22 protein-coding genes and 2 tRNA genes are annotated in these 22,754 nt (G+C 69.0%); 12 read left to right on the top strand and 12 right to left on the bottom strand.

Annotation, left to right across the window (positions count from 1 at the left end):
- The first annotated feature begins 56 nt into the window (after window positions 1-56).
- From JNB_RS05825 to JNB_RS05815, 3 genes are all read left to right on the top strand, one after another.
- Window positions 57-671: a DsbA family protein gene (locus tag JNB_RS05825; protein ID WP_009775492.1), complete on the top strand. Its 615-nt coding sequence runs from the start codon at window positions 57-59 to the stop codon at window positions 669-671.
- A 29-nt stretch (window positions 672-700) separates the two neighbouring features.
- Complete coding sequence (locus JNB_RS05820; RefSeq protein WP_009775491.1) at window positions 701-1,168, top strand: ribose-5-phosphate isomerase; 468 nt, start codon at window positions 701-703, stop codon at window positions 1,166-1,168.
- A gap of 83 nt (window positions 1,169-1,251) precedes the next feature.
- On the top strand, window positions 1,252-2,358 hold the full coding sequence (locus JNB_RS05815) for a PP2C family protein-serine/threonine phosphatase (protein ID WP_009775490.1): 1,107 nt from the start codon (window positions 1,252-1,254) through the stop codon (window positions 2,356-2,358).
- Window positions 2,359-2,701: 343 nt separating this feature from the next.
- Here JNB_RS05815 and JNB_RS05810 read toward each other — a convergent pair whose 3' ends face one another.
- The 4 genes from JNB_RS05810 to JNB_RS05795 are packed head-to-tail and all read right to left on the bottom strand — an operon-like array spanning window position 2,702 to window position 6,917.
- The gene (locus JNB_RS05810) at window positions 2,702-3,307 is read right to left on the bottom strand and encodes an ATP/GTP-binding protein (RefSeq protein WP_009775489.1); all 606 of its coding nucleotides are present in this window, start codon (window positions 3,305-3,307) and stop codon (window positions 2,702-2,704) included.
- On the bottom strand, window positions 3,288-3,668 hold the full coding sequence (locus JNB_RS05805; RefSeq protein ID WP_009775488.1) for a DUF742 domain-containing protein: 381 nt from the start codon (window positions 3,666-3,668) through the stop codon (window positions 3,288-3,290). Before JNB_RS05805 ends, JNB_RS05810 begins: the two co-directional genes overlap by 20 nt.
- Window positions 3,669-3,717: 49 nt before the next feature.
- Complete coding sequence (locus JNB_RS05800) at window positions 3,718-4,134, bottom strand: roadblock/LC7 domain-containing protein (RefSeq protein WP_009775487.1); 417 nt, start codon at window positions 4,132-4,134, stop codon at window positions 3,718-3,720.
- A complete protein-coding gene (locus tag JNB_RS05795; RefSeq protein WP_009775486.1) occupies window positions 4,131-6,917 on the bottom strand; it encodes a sensor histidine kinase in 2,787 nt (928 codons plus the stop codon). Before JNB_RS05795 ends, JNB_RS05800 begins: the two co-directional genes overlap by 4 nt.
- Window positions 6,918-7,086: 169 nt before the next feature.
- Here JNB_RS05795 and trmB point away from each other — a divergent pair, with 169 nt between their 5' ends.
- On the top strand, window positions 7,087-7,770 hold the full coding sequence (gene trmB / locus JNB_RS05790) for a tRNA (guanosine(46)-N7)-methyltransferase TrmB (protein ID WP_009775485.1): 684 nt from the start codon (window positions 7,087-7,089) through the stop codon (window positions 7,768-7,770).
- Between the two features lie 63 nt (window positions 7,771-7,833).
- Here the strand turns inward: trmB and JNB_RS05785 are convergent.
- Window positions 7,834-7,907, bottom strand: a tRNA-Pro gene (locus tag JNB_RS05785).
- A gap of 138 nt (window positions 7,908-8,045) precedes the next feature.
- Between JNB_RS05785 and JNB_RS05780 the strand changes: the two genes are divergently transcribed.
- Window positions 8,046-8,119: transfer RNA gene (locus JNB_RS05780), tRNA-Gly, on the top strand.
- Window positions 8,120-8,191: 72 nt separating this feature from the next.
- Here the strand turns inward: JNB_RS05780 and JNB_RS05775 are convergent.
- A complete protein-coding gene (locus JNB_RS05775; protein ID WP_009775484.1) occupies window positions 8,192-9,133 on the bottom strand; it encodes a zinc metalloprotease in 942 nt (313 codons plus the stop codon).
- 239 nt (window positions 9,134-9,372) lie between these two features.
- On the opposite strand from JNB_RS05775, the gene tig reads away from it, so the two are divergent.
- Complete coding sequence (gene tig, locus JNB_RS05770; RefSeq protein WP_009775483.1) at window positions 9,373-10,737, top strand: trigger factor; 1,365 nt, start codon at window positions 9,373-9,375, stop codon at window positions 10,735-10,737.
- Window positions 10,738-10,856: 119 nt separating this feature from the next.
- Entirely contained in the window at window positions 10,857-11,324 is a 468-nt protein-coding gene (locus JNB_RS05765; RefSeq protein ID WP_009775482.1) for an SRPBCC family protein, read from the top strand.
- On the opposite strand, the gene JNB_RS05760 is transcribed toward JNB_RS05765, so the two are convergent.
- A complete protein-coding gene (locus JNB_RS05760) occupies window positions 11,310-12,371 on the bottom strand; it encodes a LacI family DNA-binding transcriptional regulator (protein WP_040883624.1) in 1,062 nt (353 codons plus the stop codon). The two genes, JNB_RS05765 and JNB_RS05760, sit on opposite strands and share 15 nt — an antisense overlap.
- A gap of 234 nt (window positions 12,372-12,605) precedes the next feature.
- On the opposite strand from JNB_RS05760, the gene JNB_RS05755 reads away from it, so the two are divergent.
- The 5 genes from JNB_RS05755 to clpX all read left to right on the top strand — a co-directional run bounded on the left by JNB_RS05755 (window position 12,606) and on the right by clpX (window position 18,128).
- Window positions 12,606-13,886: an MFS transporter gene (locus JNB_RS05755; protein WP_009775480.1), complete on the top strand. Its 1,281-nt coding sequence runs from the start codon at window positions 12,606-12,608 to the stop codon at window positions 13,884-13,886.
- A 127-nt stretch (window positions 13,887-14,013) separates the two neighbouring features.
- Window positions 14,014-14,634, top strand: coding sequence for an ATP-dependent Clp protease proteolytic subunit (locus JNB_RS05750; RefSeq protein ID WP_009775479.1), 621 nt, complete (start codon window positions 14,014-14,016; stop codon window positions 14,632-14,634).
- 25 nt (window positions 14,635-14,659) lie between these two features.
- Window positions 14,660-15,319 carry an ATP-dependent Clp protease proteolytic subunit gene (locus JNB_RS05745; RefSeq protein WP_009775478.1) on the top strand — a complete coding sequence of 220 codons (660 nt, stop codon included), beginning with the start codon at window positions 14,660-14,662 and terminating at the stop codon, window positions 15,317-15,319.
- A 231-nt stretch (window positions 15,320-15,550) separates the two neighbouring features.
- Window positions 15,551-16,510: a hypothetical protein gene (locus JNB_RS20325; RefSeq protein ID WP_009775477.1), complete on the top strand. Its 960-nt coding sequence runs from the start codon at window positions 15,551-15,553 to the stop codon at window positions 16,508-16,510.
- A gap of 343 nt (window positions 16,511-16,853) precedes the next feature.
- On the top strand, window positions 16,854-18,128 hold the full coding sequence (gene clpX / locus JNB_RS05735) for an ATP-dependent Clp protease ATP-binding subunit ClpX (protein WP_009775476.1): 1,275 nt from the start codon (window positions 16,854-16,856) through the stop codon (window positions 18,126-18,128).
- A 351-nt stretch (window positions 18,129-18,479) separates the two neighbouring features.
- Here the strand turns inward: clpX and JNB_RS21270 are convergent, their stop codons facing one another.
- From JNB_RS21270 to JNB_RS20320, 5 genes are read right to left on the bottom strand one after another with little or no spacing between them, the layout of a single operon-like run.
- Window positions 18,480-19,037, bottom strand: coding sequence for a hypothetical protein (locus JNB_RS21270; RefSeq protein WP_009775474.1), 558 nt, complete (start codon window positions 19,035-19,037; stop codon window positions 18,480-18,482).
- Window positions 19,034-20,425, bottom strand: coding sequence for a DUF58 domain-containing protein (locus JNB_RS05725; RefSeq protein ID WP_148232331.1), 1,392 nt, complete (start codon window positions 20,423-20,425; stop codon window positions 19,034-19,036). The genes JNB_RS21270 and JNB_RS05725 overlap by 4 nt, the downstream gene beginning before the upstream one ends.
- Window positions 20,422-21,417 (bottom strand): MoxR family ATPase, encoded by a 996-nt coding sequence (locus tag JNB_RS05720; protein WP_009775472.1) that lies wholly within the window; start codon window positions 21,415-21,417, stop codon window positions 20,422-20,424. Before JNB_RS05720 ends, JNB_RS05725 begins: the two co-directional genes overlap by 4 nt.
- On the bottom strand, window positions 21,418-21,915 hold the full coding sequence (locus tag JNB_RS05715; protein ID WP_009775471.1) for a hypothetical protein: 498 nt from the start codon (window positions 21,913-21,915) through the stop codon (window positions 21,418-21,420).
- Window positions 21,912-22,616, bottom strand: coding sequence for a DUF4129 domain-containing protein (locus JNB_RS20320; protein WP_083784405.1), 705 nt, complete (start codon window positions 22,614-22,616; stop codon window positions 21,912-21,914). Before JNB_RS20320 ends, JNB_RS05715 begins: the two co-directional genes overlap by 4 nt.
- Between the last annotated feature and the right edge of the window lie 138 nt (window positions 22,617-22,754).

The following is a 22,754-nucleotide window of genomic DNA, read 5'->3' as shown; positions in this document are numbered from 1 at the left end:
TCCTCGCACGCGGACTCGGCGTTCGAAGGCCGCCGGGGGAGTGGCACGATGAGCGCATGAGCGACGAGCAGCGTCACACCGCCGAGTTCTGGTTCGACCCGCTGTGCCCGTGGGCATGGATGACGTCCCGATGGATGGGTGAGGTCGAACAGGTCCGCCCCGTCGATGTGACGTGGCATCCCTTCAGCCTCGCGGTGCTCAACGAGGGCCGGGAGCTCCCGCCGCAGTACCGCGAGCTCATGGACCGAGGGTGGGGTCCCGCCCGGGTCGTCACCGCGGCGCGCGAGCTGCACGGCCAAGAGGTCGTCAAGCCGCTCTACGACGCCATCGGGACCGCGATCCACCCCGGTGGTGTCGAGGACTTCGACGAGGCGATCGCCAAGGGCCTCGAGAAGGCCGGGCTCCCCGCCGACCTCGCGAAGTTCGCCGCCACGGACGAGTACGACCCGCAGATGCGCGCCTCGACCCAGAAGGCTCTGGATCTCGTCGGTGACGACGTCGGCACGCCGGTCATCTCCGTCGACGGCGTCTCCTTCTTCGGCCCCGTCGTCACCCCGGCACCCAAGGGTGAGGCCGCGGGCAAGCTCTGGGACGGCACCGTGCTCGTCGCGGGCACGCCCGGCTTCTTCGAGATCAAGCGCAGCCGCACCGCCGGCCCGCAGTTCGACTGACCCACCGACACACAGGAGCACGACCAGACATGCGCGTTCACATCGGCGGCGACCACGCGGCATACGAGCTGCAGCAGGACCTCATCGCGTTCCTCGGGACCGAAGGGCACGAGGTGACCAACCACGGTCCCTTCGACCTCGACCCGCTCGATGACTACCCCGTCTTCGTGCTGCGCGCGGCCGAGGCCGTCGCCACCGACGAGGGCTCGCTCGGTGTCGTCCTCGGCGGCTCGGGCAACGGTGAGCAGATGGCCGCCAACAAGGTCGCCGGTGTGCGGGCCGCGCTCTGCTACAACGACGAGCTGGCCCAGCTTGCGCGCGAACACAACAACGCCCAGGTCATCTCCATCGGGGGCCGCATGAACACCGTCGAGGAGGCGCGCTCCATGGTGCGCACCTTCCTCGCGACCCCCTTCTCGGGTGAGGAACGGCACCAGCGCCGGATCGACATGGTGAGCGCCTACGAGGACACCAAAACCCTGCCTGATCTGCCCTGACGCGCTTTCTCCCGACTCCTTTCGCCGGTGGCTACTCGTGGGTTAGTGTGATTCGCACGCAGTCCACGACAGGAGTAAAGCTGGTGGCTACGGACGTTCTCGCACGCAGGGCTCCGACGACGCTCACGCGTCGCCTTGGCGGCACTGTCGCCGCGTCGGGACCACGTCGGGACCGCATCGTCTTCGCGGTCCTCGCCCTCATCGCCCTGACCTTCGTGGTGCTCGTCATGAGCTGGCCGACCCGAGTTCCGATTGCGACGTTGGCGCCACTGATCCTGCTCAGCGGGCTCTACCTGCCGCACCGCCATCTCGTGGGTCTCTACATCGTCATCGGCATCGGGATCGCGATGACCATCCCGCGGCTGTCGGGCACCGCGATGGCCAGGACCCTCATCGTCTCGTCGATGTTCGCGATCATGGCCATGATGGTCATCGTCGCGTCCTCCCGGGTCCGGGTCGGCTCCATCGGGTTCCACGGCGAGAACCTCTTCGTCGAGCTGCGCGACCGGATCGCCCGCTCCGCCCGTCTCCCCGGACTGCCCGACGGCTGGACCGCGGAGTCGGCCGTGCGGTCCGCCTATGGCGAGGGCTTCTCGGGCGACTTCATGGTGGCCGAGCGGACCCATGGCGGCCGCCACCTCGAGGTTGCGCTGGTCGATGTCAGCGGCAAGGGTCGTGAGGCCGGGACGCGCTCGCTGCTCCTCTCCGGTGCGCTCGGCGCCCTCCTCGGCTCGCTGTCCCCGGTCAACTTCCTGTGCGAGGCCAACCGCTACCTGGTGCGCCAGGGCTGGGAGGAAGGCTTCGCGACCGCTGTCCACGTCGACATCAACCTCGACACCGGCGAGTTCTCGGTTGGCAACGCCGGCCACCCCGCGCCCGTGCGCTACTCGTTCGGCACCGGGAACTGGGACATCCTCGAGGGTGGCCGCGGTCCGGTGCTGGGCATCATGCAGGGAGTCACCTTCGCCCGCACCCACGGCACGTTGTCCATGGGCGACGCGCTGATGATCTACTCCGACGGCATCATCGAGTCGCGCGGTCACGACCTGTCCGAGGGCACCGACCGCATGCTCGGTGCAGCCTCCGAGGCGATGATCCGACGTGGTGACTCCGTCGCCGACGCCGTCGTCTCGTCCGCTCGCTCCGGCGAGGCCGACGACCGCGCCGTGTTCGTCATCGTCCGCTCCTGAGGCCTACGGACCCTCAACCGGCTTGCTGCCCCGCACGGACCTCGGTCTGGGTATGGGGGAGGTTGGGCGTCTTCGTGCCCCGCACGGACCTCGGTCTGGGTGTGGAGGGGGTTGGGCGTCTTCGTGCCCCGCACGGACATCGGTCTGGGTGTGGAGGGGGTTGGGCGTCTTCGTGCCCCGCACGGACATCGGTCTGGGTGTGGAGGGGGTCGGGCGTCTTCGTGCCCCGCACGGACATCGGAGGGTGTGTCCGTGCGGGGCACGAAGTGGATGTGGGTGTGTCCGTGCGGGGCACGAAGTGGATGTGGGTGTGTCCGTGCGGGGCACGAAGTGGTTTGGGGCCTCAGTAGTGCGAGGCGGGTGCGGACTCTCGGCCGCCGATGATCTGGTCGAGTGCGTACTCGGTCACTCGGACCAACGCAGCCTTCGCCGACTCACGATCGCGCGCGTCGATGGCGAGTACGGGGATGCTGGGAGGCAGCGCCAGCGCCTCACGCACGTCCTCGACGTGGAAGCGCTGCGCACCGTCGAACTCGTTGACGGCGACGATGAACGGCAACCCCTTGGCCTCGAAATAGTCGACGGCGGCGAACGCCTCGTCGAGCCGCTGGGTGTCCACCAGGATGACGGCGCCGATCGCGCCACGCACCAGGTCGTCCCACATGAACCAGAACCGACGCTGCCCCGGAGTGCCGAACAGATAGAGGACCAGGTCGTCGCCGAGGGTGATGCGACCGAAGTCCATGGCCACCGTGGTCGTCGACTTCAGCGGCGTGTTCGCGAGGTCGTCGACCCCAGTGGACTCCTTGGTGACCAGCGCCTCTGTGCGCAGCGGCACGATCTCGGACACGGCGCCGACGAGGGTGGTCTTGCCGACCCCGAAGCCGCCAGCGACGACGATCTTGGTCGAGGCGGCGCCCGTGGACGCGCTAGATGGCCCGAAGTCCACGGAGGGTCCTTTCGATGAGGTCCTTGCGCTCGCTGAGAGTCGAGGAGTCCGTGAGGGTGACGGCGGCGGTCTCGAGGTAACCGTCCTCGATGAGGTCGCCCAGCAGGACCCGGACGACGCCCAGGGGGAGTCCGACCTTCGCGGCGATCTCGGCCACCGACGTGCGCTCCTCGCAGGCCAGGACGATCCGGTCGAGCTGGTCGTGTCCGGCCCACTCGCGCTGGTGGGCACGGGGCAGCTGCTGGACCATCGCCTCGACGGGCAGGTGCACCGATGACTGCGTCCGTCCAGAGGTCAGCGCATAGGGACGCACGATGCCGGCAGTCGGCACGTGCTCGTCCTCGTCGCGGTGGTGGGCCATCTCAGATCCTCGTCAGTTCACTCAGGTCAGTTCACTCAGGTCAGTTCGATCAGTAGGTGCGGGTGCCGCGGGCCTCGGCCTGGATCATCGGCCCGACACGCTGCACCAGGAGGGCCATCTCGTAGCCGATCTGGCCGATGTCGGCGGCCCCGGACGTGAGGACGGCGAGGTTCGACCCGTCGCCGACGCTCATGAGCAGGAGGTAGCCCTGCTCCATCTCGATGACCGTCTGCATCACCGTCCCGCCGTCGAAGAGCTGCGCGGCGCCCGTCGCCAGGCTCGCGAGTCCCGACGAGACGGCCGCCATCTGCTCGGCACGGTCGGCAGGGAGCCGGGCGCTTCCGGCAACGAGGAGACCGTCTGCGGAGACGAGGATCGCGTGGGTGGCACCGGCGACGTCGTCGACGAACTTGGACACGACCCAGTCGAGGTTGCGTCGCGGGGCTCCGGGGGTGGAGTCGCTCATGATCGGTCCCTCTCCTCATCCAGCAGTGTTGACCCGGAGTTGCTCGCGGATCTGGACTCGTTCGTGCCCTGGGCGTCGCCGGTGCCGCTGCTGGCCCGCCCGCGCCGCACTCCCGCGAGATGGCGGTTGAGGTGGGCGCGGATCGCCTCGGGGTCACGGGCGACGGCGCTGTTGGCGCCCTGCCCGACCTGACCCGGCACGAGCGTCGAGCCCGGGCGGCGCATCGGCAGGCCGGATCGGGACCGGCCGGCGGATTCGGCCGAGACGGCGCGCTCGGCTGCCTGCCACCCCTGGTCGATCTCGTCGGAAGCCCAGGGCAGGTCGGCATTGTCGGTGTCGGACAGCCAGCTCGTCTGCAGCTGGCGGAAGATCGGCGTCTCCGCGACCGGTGCCGGGACAAGGTCACGGATGGACTGGGGCTGGCGTGACACAACGGGTTCGCCGCTCGTCTCCTGCTGCTCGGCCGGGTCGTGGAGGGCGGCGGGGGATGCCGTCTCCGGCTCTCGCGTGGGGTCAGGAGTGGCACTGGGCGTGGGCGCGTCGGGCGCGCTCGGCGCGCCGGACGAGGAAGCACTGGAGCCGTTGGCCCAGGCGGGTCGCGGAGGGGTGGACCCGGGTCCACCGGCCGCACCGGGCTGCCGTCGGGGCAACCCGGATCCCGTTGCGCGCGGCGCCTGCGGGGCCACCGGAGGAACCACGCTCATGTGCGGGAGGGTCGTCGGGGTCGCGGTGGAAGCAGCCCCGCCCAGACCGCCCTGCTGGGAGCGCTCATCGATCGTCGAGTCGAGGTTGGGAACGGCGGTCAGGTTCCCCAGCCGTGGCAGACCGGAACCCATCGGCGTCGCGGACCCGGTGTATGCCGGGTCGGCGCCCTCGGCGGTGCCTTCCACGCCCGCCCTGCCCGCCACGTCCGCCGTGCTGACCTCGCCCGTCTTCGCTGCCGGCGCAGTGGTTGCTCCTCGGCCGGACGCGAGCAGGGCTGCCGGGAGGAAGACCGAGACGATGGTGCCGGTGGACTCGGGGTTGGGCCGGATCCGGACGGTGACGTCGTGGCGGATGGCCAGCTGTCCGACCACGTAAAGGCCCATGCGTCGGGCGGTCTCGGTCGTGACCTCGCCACCGGTGACGAGTGACTCGTTGGCGCTCGCGACTGCCTCGGGCGTCATGCCCAGGCCGTCGTCGCTGACCTCGACGAGCGTGCCGCCGTCCACGCCGCGGACGCTGGCGACGGTGACGGTGCTGTCCGGGGGTGAGTAGGACAGGGCGTTGTCGATGAGCTCGGCGAAGAGGTGGATGAGGTTGGGCGCCGCGCCGGCCTGGATGACGAGGTCGCTGACGGCCAGGCGCACGCGCTGGTAGTCCTGCACCTCGGACACCGCCGCGCGCACGACGTCACCGAGCGGGAGGTCCTGCCCTGCGCCGCTGCGGGGCGCCGCTCCGGCGAGGACGAGCAGGCTCTCGCCGTTGCGTCGGATCCGGGCGGCGAGGTGGTCGAGTCGGAAGAGGTTCTCGAGGCGACGCGGGTCGTCCTCGTCGCGTTCGAGGTTCTCGATGAGGCCGAGCTGCTGGTTGATGAGGGAGGTGCTGCGGCGGGAGAGCGTCTCGAACATGGCGCTCACCTGCTCACGCAGTCGTGCCTGCTGGGTCGCGAGGAAGATGGCTTCGGCGTGGAGGACGTCGACGGCGCGGGCGAGCTGGCCGACCTCTTCGCCGGTGTGGACCGGCAGCGGTTCGATCGCAGCTGGCTCCTCGCCGGCCCGGATCTGACGCAGCGCGGTCGGCAGGCGTTCATGCGCCACGTCGAGGGCGCCGAGGCGCACCCGGGTGATGGGGTCGAGCAGGAGGCGGGCGACGGCGAGCGCCAGGGCGATCGCGGCGACGAGCAGACCGATCGTGGCGACGGCGTCGCGGATGGCTGCCCGCCGACCTTCGCTGGCCTTCTCACGCATGGTGTCGACGACCTGGCCGTTGATCTGCTTGGCGAGAGTCGTGTAGACGCTCACGGCTTCCCGTTCGCGGGGGAGCGCTGCCGTGCCTTGCGAGACGGTGGGGGCGGCGGCGAGGCGGAGCTCGTTGCCTGTCAGGAGGGCATCCACGAACGTGTCATTGGCCCCGAGGTTGCCTGCGAGGGAGGCAATCGCGGTCGCCTCCTCGCCGATGGCGTTGCCGAGGGCGATCTGATCAACGGTGGCACCGGTCTTCGCCGTGAGGAGCCGCTGCTTCGTCAGGGCCAGCTGTCCGGCGAGGACGTCACGCACCGAGGTGAGTCGGGTGTCGGAGGTCTCCGAGGTGAGCTCGCCCAGCACGACCGTCACAGGTGCCACCACCTCGGCGAACTGGTCAGCGACGGTTTCGGCGGGCACGGTGGCAGTCGAGTTGCGCACTGTCTGCGCTGATGCCACCGCCTGGTCGAGCGCGGTCACCTGTTCGTCGGAGAGTCCCGCCGTGCGCATGACGCTGCGAACGTCCTTCACGGCCGTGTCCAAGGTGGCCCGGGCCCGGTTGACGGCTGCCTCGTCCGTGGATCGTCCGGCGACGGCGACCGCCGACGAGCTGTCGACGAGGCGGACCGCCGGTTGGAGCACGGCGACCTTGGACTCCAGGCGTGAGAAGGACTGCGCCTCGCTCGTGGCACTGGTGACGCGCAGGCCACCGAAGGTCGCTGCCAACAGGACCGGGATCGCGAGGGCCAACGCGAGTTTGCGTCGCAGCGACCACTCGTCGATGGAGTACCAGGGGATGTCGTGTGGCGGAGTCTCCTCAGCCGTCACCGGCTCGGTCACGGGGCTTCCCTTCTGAGGCTGGCGCCTTCACGCCGGGTGCACGAGGGCATGACAAAGTTGTTGGTGGATAGCACACCCATCCGGGACCGTAGCAGCACCACGCCGACGAAATCAGCCGATTGGCAGGTTCGTGGCGAAGGCCTCGATCGACCCGAGTTAGCCTCAATGAGTGTCTCCCACTCGCTCGACCCTCGATCACTCGCCCCGTGAGGGCGTCCGCTCATACACCCCTCGGTGGCGCAAGACGCCCCTGACCGAGGAGCGGATGGAGCGACTCCTGCCCGCGCACGACATCCCGGCGGAGGGACCGCTGGACCCGCAGCTCTGGTTCGGCCGCACCGCGCCGGTGGTGCTGGAAGTCGGTTCCGGCTACGGCGCCGCGGCGGTCGCCTACGCCTCTTCCCACCCGGAGCACGACCTCATCGTTGCCGAGGTGCACGTGCCCGGAGTCGCCCGCATGCTCTCCGACGCCGAATCCCTCGAGCTCACCAACCTCTGGGTCGAGGTCGACGACGCCATGGAGCTCCTCAAGGACCGCATCCCGAGCGGCTCCCTCGCCGGCGTGCACCTGTTCTTCCCGGACCCGTGGCCCAAGGGCAAGCACGCCAAGCGCCGGTTCGTGCAGCAGCACACGCTCACCCTGGTCGCCGATCGGCTCGAGCCCGGTGGCGTGCTGCGCATCGCCACGGACCACGAGGTGTATGCCGCCCACGTCCGTCAGCAGGTCGCTCACCACGGTGGGTGGCAGGTCACCGAGGGAGAGCGGCCGTCCTGGCGACCGCGACACGGCTTCGAGGCGAAGGGGCTTCGGGCCGGCCGCAGCATCCACGAGTTCGCCCTGACCAAGGCGTAGGGAGCAGGAAACCCCCGAGCCGGTGAGCTCGGGGGTTCCAGCGGCCCGAGAGACGGGCAGAAGTCGGGCTGACAGGATTTGAACCTGCGACATCTTCGTCCCAAACGAAGCGCGCTACCAAGCTGCGCTACAGCCCGTTCGTCCGCACTGTATCCGACCGCGGATCAACGTCCGCGACACGTGAACATGCGGGCCGATTTCGGATCCCGCGGACGAGGCCATTAGTCTTGTGCCTGCTCCGAACCAGTCGATCGAGGTCGACGGCTGACGAGCGCGCGGGCGTAGCTCAATGGTAGAGCCCCAGTCTTCCAAACTGACTACGCGAGTTCGATTCTCGTCGCCCGCTCCAACGAAAGGTATGCCGCCCGCTCACGGAGAGCGGGCGGCATACCTTTTCCTGTGTCTGGGTGTTCCCGAGCCGTCAGGCGCGGAACGCGAGCCAGGCGTCACTCATGCGCTCGGCCTGACCCTTCGTGAACATGTTCATGCACGAGTCCTGCGAGTAGTCCATGAAGTTGTGGATCGGGTCCAGGCCCGGAGCGGTGCACGTGTCGGCGCCGACCGGGCAGTTGAACTGCGGCTGCGCCTCGCGGGGGGTGTCGGCCACGTAGTCGCCAGCGGCCGAACAGCCCTTGTTGAAGGTGTGGTCGAGCATCAGCCAGTGGCCGACCTCGTGGGTGAGGGTGTCGCCGAGGGAGTACTTGCCAGCGGTGCCACCGGGCATGGACTCATCGAGCATGACGACGCCGTCGATGAAGTCGCGACCGTTGTTGTAGCCCTTGGGGAAGTAGGCCCAACCGAGGAGGCCGTCACCGATGTCCGCGACGTAGACGTTGAGGGTCTTGGAGTCGCCTTCGTAGAGCGCCTTCTTCATGTCGCGCTCGACCTTGCCCGGGGTGACCGTGTTCCAGACCGGGTTGACCGTCCACGTGGTCTTCGTGAGGTCGAAGCGGAATGGGGTGTTGGCAGCGTCGGCGGCCGTGGCGCCCGAGTAGGAGTCGTTGAGGACCTGGACCTGGTCGGTGATCATCTTCGTCATCCGGGCCTCGCCGGCCGCGTCGAGCTGGGCCTTGGAGACGACGTGGAAGATGGTCGGGATCGTCACCGAGCCGTCGGCCATCGTCGGGCTGTCCTTGATGACGCCGTACGCGTTGGCCTCGTTCTTGCTGTAGAGCTCGGGCTCCTTGGCGCCCTTCGCGTCATCGCGGACGCGGGCAGCCGAGGTCGAACCGGCGGGGTCGCAGGCGGCGACGGCGGGGGAGGGAGCCGAGGCTGCGCTCACGGTGGCGGGAGCAGAAACGGCAAAGGTGGACGCTGCGAGCGCGATGACGCCGAGCGCAGGACGGATGAGACGTCGTGACATGGATGATCTCCTCGAGGGTCGCTGGCCCGTTCGGGCCGCTCCGGGGACGCTACCTGCGGCAAAGGTCGCCATGGGCCGTTACGAGGAGACGATTCGGCCCACGTGGCGAGTGCCGTTAGCATGTTCGCGAGTGTGATTTCTTCGGTATGCCGTGTTCTGACGCGCCGATCCTGATCTCACCCGCGAGGCGCAGGCCTTGCAATCATCCCGTGATCCCAACACCTTGTGGAGTGCCTGAAGTGAAGAGTGCCGTCGAGACCCTCAGCCCGACCCGGGTGAAGCTCATCGTCGAGGTGCCGTTCGACGAGTTGAAGTCTGACCTCGACGCGGCGTACCAGACGATCGGATCGCAGATCCAGATCCCCGGATTCCGCAAGGGCAAGGTTCCCGCTCGCATCATCGACCAGCGCGTCGGCCGTGGCGCCGTCGTGCAGGAGGCCGTCAACGAGGCCCTCCCGCGCTTCTTCGCGGAGGCCGTCGACAACGAGGGCATCAAGGCCATCGGCTCGCCCGACGTCGACGTCACCGCAGTCCCGCTCGAGGACGGCCAGGACCTCGAGTTCACCGTCGAGACCGACGTGCGCCCCGAGATCGAGCTCCCCGAGCTCGACGGCATCGCCGTGGAGGTCGACGAGGTCAAGGCGACGGACGAGGACATCGAGGAGCGCCTCACCTCGCTCCGTCAGCGCTTTGGCACCCTCACGGCCGTCGAGCGCGCCGTCGAGACCGGCGACGTCCTGTCCATCGACCTCAAGGCCGTCATCGACGGTGAGGACATCGACAGCGTCGAGGGCGTCACCTACGAGGTTGGCTCGGGCAACATGCTCGAGGGCCTCGACGACGCCGTGATCGGCGCCAGCGCCGGCGACACCAAGACCTTCACCGCTCCGCTCGCCGGTGGCGACAACGAGGGCCAGGACGCCGACTGCACCGTCACCGTCCAGTCCGTCAAGGTCCGCGAGCTCCCCGAGCTCGACGACGACTTCGCCCAGCTCGCCTCGCAGTTCGACACGCTCGAGGAGCTTCGCGCCGACATCGTCACGCAGGCCGAGCAGGCCAAGAAGTTCGAGCAGGGCGTCCAGGCCCGTGACAAGGTCCTCGAGCACCTTCTCGAGGTCACCGAGGTCGCCGTGCCCGAGGGCATCGTCGAGGCCGAGGTCAACAGCCACCTCGAGGGCGAGGGCCGTCTCGAGGACGACACCCACCGCGCCGAGGTCGACGAGAGCACCCGCAAGGCGCTCAAGGGCCAGTTCCTGCTCGACGCTCTCGCCGAGAAGCTCGAGATCGAGGTCGAGCAGCCCGAACTCATCGAGTACCTCATCATGAGCGCGCAGCAGTACGGCATGGACCCGAACCAGTTCGCCCAGGCCATCGACCAGCAGGGCCAGGTCCCGGCCATGGTCCAGGAGGTCTCCCGCCGCAAGGCGCTGGCCGCCGTTCTCGAGAAGGCGGTCGTCACCGACACCGCCGGCAAGTCGATCGACCTCAACGAGCTCGTTCCCCAGGCCGAGGTCGTCGAGCCCGAGCTCGAGGACGAGGCCGACGTCGAGGAGCTCTCCGACGAGGCCGTCGAGACCGAGACCGAAGAGCCCGCCAAGGCCTGACGCTTCACCCCAGAACCACCCCGTATGCCGGGTGCTCACCGCGAGGTGAGCACCCGGCATACGCCGTTTTCGCAGGTCAGGGTTTGCTTCTGGGCGCGATCCGTGATGAGGGTGGAGGCATGAGCAACGACATGCAGATCACTGTTTCGCGCACGATCGACGCGCCTGCCCAGGCGATCTTCGACGTGCTCAGCAACCCTGAGCGGCACCCAGCCCTTGATGGTTCGGGCTTCGTCCGGTCCGTCGCACAGGCCGACCGCATCCAGAAGGTCGGCGAGGTGTTCACGATGAACATGGCCGGCGACCACATGGGCGGCGACTACCAGACCGACAACCACGTGACCGGCTACGACGAGAACTCGCTGCTGGCATGGCAGACCACCCCGGCCGGCACCGAACCGTTCGGCTGGGAATGGGTCTGGCGCCTGGAGCAGCAGGGTCCCGACCAGACGCTCGTGACCCACACCTACGACTGGTCCAAGGTCACCGACAAGGAGATCCTGCAGAAGGTGAAGTTCCCGCTCGTCTCGCAGTCGCAGCTCGACGACACGCTCGCCAAGCTGGCCGAGGTGTCAGGCGGGTCCTGAGGTCGTGTCACCGACGCGGAGCGAGACGTCGAACGGCTCGCTCCGCGGTGACTCGCCGGCGAGGGCGCGACGGGTGAGGTCGCCGAGGAGGCGGCCCTTGGCCTCGCCGGGTTGGTCGATCGTCGTCAGCTGACGGTCGAGCCAGGGGAGGTCGACGCCGTCGAACCCGGTGACGGAGACGTCCTCGGGGACGCGCAGTCCGAGTCCCTCTGCGGCGCGAATCACGCCTGCTGCCAAGAGATCTGACTGCGCGACGACGCCGGTGGGGCGATTGTCGGCGGCGACGTCGAGCAGGATCCGGCCGGCCAGCTCGCCGGCGGCGACGTCGGGCTGCTCCGCCTCGACGAGTGGGCTGGCCGGGTCGGCGACGTCGAGGAACCCTCGCGCCCGTTCCCGCGCATCCGGGTATGCCGCGTGCTCCAGCTCCGCGACCGCGATGCGGTGCGTGGGTCGGCCGGGGCCGATGGGCATGAGGACGTGGGCCAGGCGCGTGTGGCCGAGGTCGACGAGGTGCTGGGTGGCTGCGGCAGAGGCGCCGCGCTCGTCGACGAGGACGTGCGTGACCCCGTCGTGCAGTGGCGCGCCCGCGCCGATCATCGGGATGCGGCGGGCGAGCAGGTGGCTGACGAGGGGACTGTCGGTGCGGCCGCACAGGGGGAAGATCGCGGCGTCGATCGCGTGTGCGGCCAACGGGTGCGGCTGGGCGTCGCCATGGTCGGCGATGAGCAGCATGCTCGTGCCCATGGCGTCGAGCTCCTGGGCCAGGCCATCGAGCACGGCCAGGGCGAAGGGGTCGCGGAACGCGTGGAGCAGGCGGTCCTCGACGATCACGGCGACGGTGCCCGCGCGGCCCTGTCGCAGGGAGCTCGCCAGGGGGTCGGGGCCGGCGTAGGCGAGTTCGGCGGCGGCCGCCTGCACTCGCTCGGCGGTGGTCGCGGACACCGGGCCCTTGCCGCTGAAGACGAGGGAGGCAGTGCTGATGGACACCCCGGCGAGCTCGGCGACGTCGCGCAGGGTCACCTTGCGCGTTTGACGTGAGGGGCTCATGGGGACGAGACTATCGAATCGATTCGATAGTCTCCACTTCGTGCCCCGCACGGACACAGACGAACTCGTCTTCGTGCCCCGCACGGACAGATCTCACTCCGTTCGTTGTCCGTACGGGGCACGAAGAGGAACGAACTCGTCTTCGTGCCCCGCACGGACACATCTCACTCCGTTCGTTGTCCGTACGGGGCACGAAGTGGAGCAGCCGTCAGAACACAGAGAGAGCCTCAGCCCGTGACCAGCCCCACCGCCCTGCCCCGCGAACGCGTCGTCAGCGCACGTACCGCCGTCTTCATCGTCTTCGCCCTGGCCGGTGTGGCCTTCGCGAGCTGGGCCTCGCGCATCGCTGACGCCAAGGCCGGACTGGACCTCAGTGCCGGTCAGCTGGGCGCCACCCTCTTCGCTATGTCCGCGGGCTCGATGCTCGCCATGCCCTCGACCGGGCGCATCGTGAACCGGTTCGGCATTGCACCGACCATCCGGGTGGGCATGGTCATCGGCGTCGCGGGCTTCGCCGTCGTCGGTGCTGGCGTTGACCTCGCCGAGTCCCGGCTCGTCGTCGGACTGGGCCTCTTCCTCATCGGGTCGGGCATCGGCGTCTGGGACGTCGCGATGAACCTCGAGGGCGCGTCCGTCGAGCGACTGCTCGGCCAGACCGTCATGCCCAAGTTCCACGCCGCGTTCAGCGGTGGCACGGTCGTGTCCGCGCTCGTCGGGTCGGCGATGTCGTGGGCATCCATCCCCTTGCTGCCACACCTGCTCGGTTCGGCGCTGCTCGTCACCGTCGTCGGGTTCTGGGCGATGCGCTCGTTCCTGCCGCGCGACCTCGAGGAGCAGGAGGCTGCGGCGTCCGGCGCGGCCGCCTCTGCTGCCGAGCAGGTCTGCGATGACGCCGACACTGGTGCTGCCCCGAAGGCGCGGTCGGCCTGGCTCGAGCCGCGGACCCTGCTCATCGGGCTCGTCACCCTCGTCGCCGCCTTCACCGAGGGCACCGCGAACGACTGGCTCGCCGTCGCCTTCGTCGAGGGTCACGAGCTGCCCGCCTGGGCCGGAGTCCTGGCCTTCGCCACCTTCTTGTCGTTCATGACCCTCGGCAGGTTGCTCGGCACCAAGTGGCTCGACACCTACGGGCGCATCCCGGTCCTGCGGGCCACCTTCGCCCTGGCCGTCGTCGGCTCCGTGCTCGTCATCTTCGGAAACGCCTGGATGGCGTTCCTCGGTGCCGCCATCTGGGGTGTCGGAGTCTCGCTCGGCTTCCCTGTGGGCATGAGCGCCAGCGCCGACGACCCGGCACGAGCCGGTGCCCGCATGTCCGTCGTGGCCACGATTGGCTACCTCGCCTTCATCGCCGGACCGCCCGCCCTCGGGTTCCTCGGCGACCACGTCGGCGTCCTGCGCAGCCTGCTCGCCGTCGGCACCATGGCGCTCCTCGTCCAGGTGATCCTCGAGAGCGTGCGCGAACCCGCCCGCGACACGACCACACCGGCACCGGCGCCTGCACGCGAAGCGAGCTGAGCGGCATACGCCGCCTGCTTTTGTGCTCAGGGCGAACACGGGCCGGGACCGGGAGTGTGGGGGAGGACCAGCGCGTTAAGGTCAGCGAAAGGCAAGAACCCCCACATCACGGCAGGAGCAGATCAGCGTGAGCAGCAACGAGATCGTCGCAGCCGGACCGGGCGAGAAGCTCGGGCTCGACGACAGCATCTACAACCGCCTCCTCAAGGAGCGGATCATCTTCCTCGGCTCCGAGGTGCGCGATGACAACGCCAACGCCATCTGCGCGCAGATGCTCCTGCTCGCCGCGGAGGACTCCGAGAAGGACATCTGGCTCTACATCAACAGCCCCGGTGGATCCGTGACCGCCGGCATGGCGATCTTCGACACCATGCAGTGGGTGCCCAATGACGTGGCCACCGTTGCCATGGGCATGGCCGCCTCGATGGGCCAGTTCCTCCTGTCGGCCGGTACGCCGGGCAAGCGCCACGCGACCCCGCACGCCCGCGTCATGATGCACCAGCCCTCGGGCGGCATCGGCGGAACCGCGTCCGACATCAAGATCCAGGCCGAGCAGCTCCTGCACATCAAGAAGCAGATGGCCGAGCTCATCGCCGAGCACACCGGTCAGACGCCGGAGCAGATCGAGGAGGACTCCGACCGTGACCGCTGGTTCACGGCCTCGGAGGCGAAGGAGTACGGCTTCGTCGACCACGTGTTCTCACGTGCGGACCAGGCTGCCAACACCGACAACCCGGTCACCGACTGACCCGGCGACCAGGAGACTCAGAGATATGAACGCGAACTACCCGACCTCACCGAGCGGCCTGCACATGCCCGCCCCGTCGAGCCGCTACATCCTTCCGCAGTTCGAGGAGCGCACCTCCTACGGCATGAAGCGGACCGACCCCTACACGAAGCTCTTCGAGGACCGCATCATCTTCCTCGGCGTGCAGGTCGATGACGCGTCTGCTGACGACGTCATCGCCCAGCTCATCGTGCTCGAGTCCCAGGACCCGGACCGCGACATCCTCATGTACATCAACAGCCCCGGGGGCTCGTTCACGGCGATGACCGCGATCTACGACACGATGCAGTACATCCGCCCGGACGTGCAGACGTTCGTCATCGGTCAGGCGGCCTCGGCTGCTGCGGTGCTGCTCGGCGCGGGTGCTCCCGGCAAGCGCTACGCCCTGCCGAACGCACGCGTGCTCATCCACCAGCCGGCGATCGAGGGCACGGGCGGTATGGCCTCCGACCTCGAGATCCAGGCCAACGAGGTGCTGCGCATGCGTGGCTGGCTCGAGGACACCATCGCCTCCCACTCGGGTCGCGACGTCGAGCTCGTCCGCAAGGACATCGAGCGCGACAAGATCCTCTCCGCCGCCCAGGCCAAGGAGTACGGCCTGATCGACGAGGTCCTCGCCTCGCGCAAGGCCACCAACGAGGTCTGACCCTCCAGGTTCAAACCACGCAGGTATGCCGCGCACTCACCAGAGTGCGCGGCATACCTGCGTCCGAGGAGGCGCGTCTGGCCTCACTGACACGTCGATCTCGCCCGAGCACGGTGCCATGGTGGCGTAATGCCGCGAGACCGACGTGGTGGCGAGAGGCGAACCCGACGGTCCGGGCGGGCCTGTGGAAATCTCGACGGCGAGAGCGGCGAGCCCTGACAGGCTCGGCGCATGCTCGGTGCCCTGCCTCCGCCTCCGTTCGACCCGGGGTTCCTCCGCCTCGCCACCGACCTCCGCCGGGCGGGCATCGAGCCGTCACGAGGCGAAGGGTGGCACCACGTACGTCACGGAGTTTGGGTCGACGCCACGGTGTGGGTGGGGCTGGACCCGACGCAGCGCCACGCCGCATTCGTCCATGCCACGTCCCTCCAGCGACGACTGGACGCGCCGCTCATCGCGGCCGGGACCTCGGCGGCAGCCTTGTGGGGTCTGCCCCGGATCGAGGCGTGGCCGAGCCACGTTCGACATCTGGTCACCGGGCGACGGGTGCGAGGTTCCGCGATCATGCGACCGATGGTCGGCCTCGAGACTGACCCGCAGGAGGTGCATGGCGTGCTGGTGACGCCGGTGGCCCGCACCGTCATCGACCTGGCGCGATCGGGCTCGCTCGTGACCGCGGTTGCAGCAGCGGATCACGCCCTGCGCCACGAGCTGTGCAGTCCCTCAGAGCTGATCGCCGAGGTGGCAGCGATCCCACGCCGGGCCGCCGGACGCACGAGCGCCGCCCTCACCCGCGACCTCGCAGATCCCCTGAGCATGTCTGCTGGAGAGAGCCTGTCGCGTGTGCAGATGTTCCACCTCAACCTCCCGAAGCCGATCCTCCAGCGGGAGCTGCACGACGGCGAGGGTCTCATTGGGCTGGGCGACTTCTGGTGGGAGGGCGTCGTGGGAGAGTTCGACGGCAAGGTGAAGTACCGCATTCCGGCAGGGGCCACAGCCGAGGAAGCCTCCCGGATCCTCTGGGCCGAGAAGAGGCGAGAGGACAGGATCCGCACCCGGGCCAGGATGGCGCGGTGGGTGTGGTTTGACGCGCTGCGGCCGGACCGACTTCTCCAGAAGCTCGCGCACGTGGGGATTCGGCCCGTGGCGCGGCCGGGGTGGTTCGATCTGGGATCGTCCAACGCCTCCTGAGGCCCCACGGTCGGGCTCCCCTTGTGGCGGCACGTCGATCTCGCACGAGGGAGGCGCCATGTCGGCATGCGTGCGCGAGCTCGACGTGCCGGTGAGGGAGGGGGCCCGCCGGGCGGGTTCGACGAGTTCGTGAAGGTTCAACCGGCTCGGCGGCGCAGTGGGTGAGGTGGGGTTCTGCCCTGAGCGGACAAGCGCGACTCGTGCCGTGTCGGGGGCGTTCAATGGGTTGTACCGGCGATGCTGCGAGGTAGCGTCGGTCGCGTCGCCCACGGGTCATCGGCCCGCCCCCGCGCCGTTGATGTGGAGCGAAACACCACCGTCTGGATGAAGGGACCGAAGCCAAGTGGCACGAGTCGGAGAGACCAGCGATCTGCTGAAGTGCTCGTTCTGTGGCAAGTCCCAGAAGCAGGTCAAGAAGCTCATCGCCGGACCAGCGGTCTACATCTGCGACGAGTGCATCGAGCTCTGCAACGAGATCATCGAGGAGGAGCTGGCGGAGTCCTCCGACCTCGGCGGCCTCGACGAGCTCCCCAAGCCCAAAGAGATCTTCGACTTCCTGCAGCAATACATCATCGGTCAGGACGTCGCCAAGCGATCGCTCGCCGTGGCCGTCTACAACCACTACAAGCGCATCCAGTCGGGTGAGGGTGTCGGCAAGAAGGACGCCGACCACGTCGACATCGCCAAGTCCAACATCCTGCTCATCGGGCCGACGGGTTGTGGCAAGACCTACCTCGCGCAGACGCTGGCCAAGATGCTCAACGTGCCGTTCGCCATCGCTGATGCGACCGCGCTGACCGAGGCCGGCTACGTCGGCGAGGACGTCGAGAACATCCTCCTCAAGCTCATCCAGGCCGCGGACTACGACGTCAAGAAGGCCGAGACGGGCATCATCTACATCGACGAGGTCGACAAGATCGCCCGCAAGAGCGAGAACCCGTCGATCACCCGCGACGTCTCCGGTGAGGGCGTGCAGCAGGCGCTGCTCAAGATCCTCGAGGGCACGACCGCGAGCGTCCCGCCGCAGGGTGGCCGCAAGCACCCGCACCAGGAGTTCATCCAGATCGACACGACCAACGTGCTCTTCATCGTGGGTGGCGCGTTCGCCGGCCTCGAGAAGCTCATCGAGTCGCGCAGCGGCAAGAAGGGCCTGGGCTTCGGTTCCGAGCTGCACAACCCCAAGGACCTCGCCGAGTCGATCCACGAGGTCATGCCCGAGGACCTCATGAAGTTTGGGCTCATCCCAGAGTTCATCGGTCGCCTCCCGGTCATCACGACCGTGTCGCCGCTCGACATCCCGGCACTCACCGAGATCCTCACCGAGCCGCGCAACGCCCTCGTGAAGCAGTACCAGAAGATGTTCCGCATCGACGGCGTCGAGCTGGAGTTCACCGACGAGGCCGTCGTCGCCATCGCCGAGCAGGCCCAGGCGCGCGGCACCGGCGCCCGTGGACTGCGCGCAATCATGGAGGAGGTCCTCCTCCCCGTCATGTTCGACGTGCCCAGCGATGACGAGATCACCAAGGTGGTCGTCACGGACGAGGTCGTTCGCAAGAATGTCCTGCCGACGATCGTGCGTCGCGAGGCCGGCCCCAAGCGTCGCAAGCGCACGGCCTGAGCGACACCCCGCACGACGCCGACCGGGACCGCACCTTGGCCTGGTCGGCTGAGTTGCGTGCGGTTCACGTCCGGCGTCGTCGCGCGCTGGCGCTCGCCCGTGAGGCGATCGTTGCGGGCGCCGACACCGGCCCGATTGCAGCGGACCTGCTCATTCACTCTCACGGCTTCTGCGCCGCACTCGACGGGATCGGCGCCATCATGAAGAGGCACGTCCGCTACGAGGAACGCTCACTGCTCACCGTGCTCGACGGCATACCCCTCACCCTCGGGCGGCGCGACGCCCTCGGCGCGATCGTTCGACTGACCCACACCCGCGGCGTATGCCGCCCGCCCACCTCGGGCGGTGCCGTCACCGAGGGTTTCGGTCCGGTGCCAGCGCGGCCGGTGGCGTGGCCTCCGTGTCCGCCTGGGTCAGCCAGAAGGCGAGGGCCAGCACGGCGAGCGAGGCGACCGCGGCATACGTCAGGGAAGGCACGCCGGGGGGAGCATCACTGGTCTGGACGACGAGCAGCACCCAGACAGGGACGGACAGCCCGACGACGGCGAGGCCTCGTCCGACCCAGCGAGCCACGGTCGCGCGAGGCAGGGGCGCCGCAGGGGGCAGGGCAGAGGCGAGGGCGGCAGCCAGATGGATCGTCAGCAGGGCGAGTGAGGCCACCACGGTCAGGATCCACTCGCGAGTGGTGTGTGGAACCTCCGTGCTGGACAGCCAGTTGACGGCGTGGAGCCCCAGCAGGAGGGCCGTGAGACGCGAGGCAGGTTCGAGGACCACGAATGGCGTGAGCACGATGAGGACGAGGGCGCCGACGATCGTTCCGTGCAGCCCGGTGAACGCGGCCAGGAGGGCAAGCCCCACAGAGGGCACGGCGATGAGGACCCGCAGGACCTTCTGCGACGCGGGACTCATCGCGACACCATCCGTGGGGAGCGGCGTTGGCGGCCGATGTCGCGCAGGACGAGGTCGAGGGTTCCGGGCCCGATCCACGTGACGATGGGGACTCCTGTGAGCCGGGTCCGGGTCATCTCGCGTGAGCGCTCCATCAGACGCAACCTCCATGCCAGCCGGGCTCCGGTCGAGATCTCGTGTTCGGGGACGAGCCCGCTGAGCTCCTCATCGCTGAGGTGGGCGACGGCCATGGATCGCGGCAGCGTGTCGACCACCACGGTCGAGGTGCCTCGGCGCGCGAGGGCGGACGCGTGGGCGAGGACCTCGACGGAGATGGCGGGGGTGAGGAACACGACGAGCGTGCCGACGGACACCGGGTGGCGGAGCTGGCCCTGGAGACGCTTCTCGTCGATGATGCCACCGTCGGCCACGCGGACCCGGGCGAGCACGTCGAGCAGGCGACGCAGCTGGTTGCTCCCGAGGCCGGGGGCGAGGCGCGGGCTCTGGAGGGCGCCCAGCACCTGGAGCCCGACCCGGTCGCCCGCGCGCAGATAGTGCTCGGCGATGGCCGCGGCCGCCCGAACCCCGTTGTCGAGGCTGCTGTCCTCGCCCTCGACGCCAGTGCTGCGCCCGAGGTCCTGCATGGCGTCGACGAGGATGAGGATCTCGCTGTCCTCGTCCGAATAGGTCGTGGTGACGTGGAGTTCGCCGGTGCGCACTGACACCGGCCAGTGGATCCGGCGCAGTCGGTCCCCGAAGCGGAACGCGCGCACGGTGGCGATCTCACTGCCGTCGCCCTGGCCTCGGGAGCGGCTTCGACCCACGAGCCCGTCCGGGTCAGGGACAGGTGCTCGAGCCGAAAACGCCTCTGGCAGAGGGACGGTCGGCACCAGCGCGGCCTCCACGGGCGGAGGGTCCCAGATGAAGGCGCCGAACGCACTGCTCACAGCGCAGGTCGCCGGCCCGAGGCGGCGCAGTCCCCAGCGAGTGCTCTGGCAGAGCACGTCGAGCTGGCGCAGCTCTACGCCCGCGTCACCGGAAGCGATGGACTGGCTCGTCGGCGTGTAGCGCGTGAACGCGGTCTCGGTCACTGCGAGCCCCACGTCCTCGACCTCGGCGCCAGCCTCGACGGTCGCGGTCCAGGCGGTGGTCTGGCCCTCACGCAGCACGGTGTGTCGCAGCCACGTGTGCACGACGGGCGACCTGCTCGGGCGGCGCATCAGGGACCACACGGCAACGATGGCCAGGGGAGCACCCATCGCCACCGCATCCGGGCGGCGCATGATCACCCCGACGCCGACGAAGGCGATGGCGAGGACCACGGAGCGCACATGGGCAGGAGTCGATCGCCAACGTGCTGAGAGTTGGCTCCCCTCGGGTGCCTCGGGTCTGACCTCGGTGTCGCTCACGGTCCTTCGTACCCGGTCCGCACCTCGCGCCCCGTCGGCGAGGGAGTTGGCACGGTCGACAGGATCGACGCGATGACGCTCCGCGCCGTGACGTCGTTGATCCAGAGCTCGGGGCGCACGGTGACCCGGTGGTCGAGCGCGGCGTGGGCGACGGCCTTGACGTCCTCGGGGGTGACGTAGTCGCGGCCGCGGATCACGGCATACGCCCGGCTGGTGAGCATGAGCGCGAGCGAGCCGCGTGGCGAAGCGCCGAGCACGAGACTCGCGTGCGAGCGAGTCGCGGCGGCCAGCCGGACGCAGTAGCGCCCGACGCCTTCGTCCACCGTCACCGTCTCCACGGCGCGCTGCATGGCGACGAGCCCGGCCGCGTCGGTGATGGCCGACACCGTCTGGGCTTCCTGCTGCCGCTCGACCCGGCGGCGCAGGACCTCCCACTCCTCGCCAGCGGTGGGGTAGCCGAAGGAGATCCGCAGCAGGAACCGGTCGTGCTGGGCCTCGGGCAACGGATAGGTGCCTTCGTACTCGACCGGGTTGGCCGTGGCCAGCACGTGGAAGGGCCGCGCCAACGCAAAGGTCTCGCCCTCGACGGTGATCTGTCCCTCCTGCATGGCCTCGAGGAGCGCCGACTGCGTCTTGGGGGGCGTGCGGTTGATCTCGTCGGCGAGCAGCAGCTCGGTGAAGAGCGGCCCGCGGCGGAAGACGAACTCGTGAGTGCGCTGGTCGTAGATGAACGCACCGGTGAGGTCGCTCGGCAGCAGGTCCGGCGTGAACTGGGCGCGCGCAAAATCCAGTCCGAGGGCCTGGGCGAACGAGCGCGCGGCCAACGTCTTGCCCAGGCCGGGGAAGTCCTCCATGAGGACGTGCCCGCCCGCGAGGACACCTGCGAGAACGAGCTCGAGGCTGGCGCGCTTGCCGACGACGGCCCGCTCGACCGCGGCGAGGATGTGCGCCGTGCGGTCGGTGACCTCGTTCAGGGAAAGGGTGTCGCTCACTCAGTGCTCCTCGAGAGTGGTGATGAACGAGGCGAGCTCGTCCGCGTTGACGTGTGGTGGCTTTGACGAGCTCAGGTATGCCGTGAGGTCCGGTCCCAGCGCGGCCTCGGCTTCTGTGCCCGGGCCGTCGAGAGCGAGGCCCTGCGGTGAGAGGCGCGCGTCGGCGAGGGATCGCAGAGTGGCCTGAACCGCGCGCGCCGCGTCGTCGTCTCCGCTGAGCGAGGCGTCGATGTTTCGGGCGAGCGCGGTGACGCGCCGATCGCTCCCGCGCACACGCGTGGTGGTGCCGGAGCTGGTGGTCCATTCGATCTCGCGGTGGTCACGCAGGAGCCAGACGACGAGCGCGCCCGCGCCGACGAGCAGTCCCGCGGAGGCGACGAGCAGGAAGACACGGTCGAGAGCTGGCACGACCCCGAGGACCAGGCCGAGGAAGGCGGCGAGGGCGACCGCGCCGGCGACCTCGTGCCCACGCAACCTCGCAAGGAGCTTGGCCCTCATGGACGGACGTCACAACCGAGGGCCTGGAGGGGGCGGGTGAGGTCCTCGCGAACCTGCCGCACAGCCGCCCGGGCCGCCTCGCGGTGCTCCTCGCCGATGAGGTGTCGGGAGAAGCGAGCCTCGCGATAGAGCGCGGCCAGGCGTTCGATGGCTCCCTGGTCGACGTCGTACTCGTTGAGCACCGCGGTGACGAGCTCGGCCGGTGTGCGTGACTGGTCGTCGTCGATCCCCACGGTGATCGCCGTGCGTTCGAGGGTGAGCCAGGCGTTGATGACGGCTTCGGCGGAGGTGCCGCGGTCGAGCTGTGCCTCGCTGTCACGCAGGCCGGCAACGAGCACATGGGGCAGGATCCCGCCCTGCACGTCGTCCTTGGCCGAGACGGGGTCACGGCCCAGCCGGCGCACAAGGGTCCGCACCACGAAGAACAGCACCGTGAGGACGATGAGGACCAGCAGCAGCCGCAATGTCCACACGACGATGGTCGTGACGATGTGGTTGTCCTCGACCACCCGCCCACGGGAGCCGCCGCGGGTGGAGTTGTCGGTCTGGTCCGGCTCGAAGGTCTCGCCGAACTCCTTGTCCCGTGCCTGGGAGAGCCCCTGAGTGGTGAAGGCCGAGATCGACCCAGCGCCGGAGACCCAGGCACCGAGCAACAGGGCGCACGCGGCCCCCATGGCCCATGCCCACTCTCGACGCCCCATGCGCTCGAGGGTATGCCGCCGTGGCCCACTTCGCGTGCGTCTGCGGCCAGGCCGTTGCCCAGTCGTTGTGGAGCCGCGAGGGCGAGAGCCGAGTCGCGGATGTCAACAGCAACGTGGGTGGTGGCGCGAAGGGCAGGG

The organism is Janibacter sp. HTCC2649 (assembly GCF_000152705.1).
Lineage (GTDB): Bacteria > Actinomycetota > Actinomycetes > Actinomycetales > Dermatophilaceae > Knoellia.
This window is presented reverse-complemented; position numbering and strand designations above follow the sequence as displayed.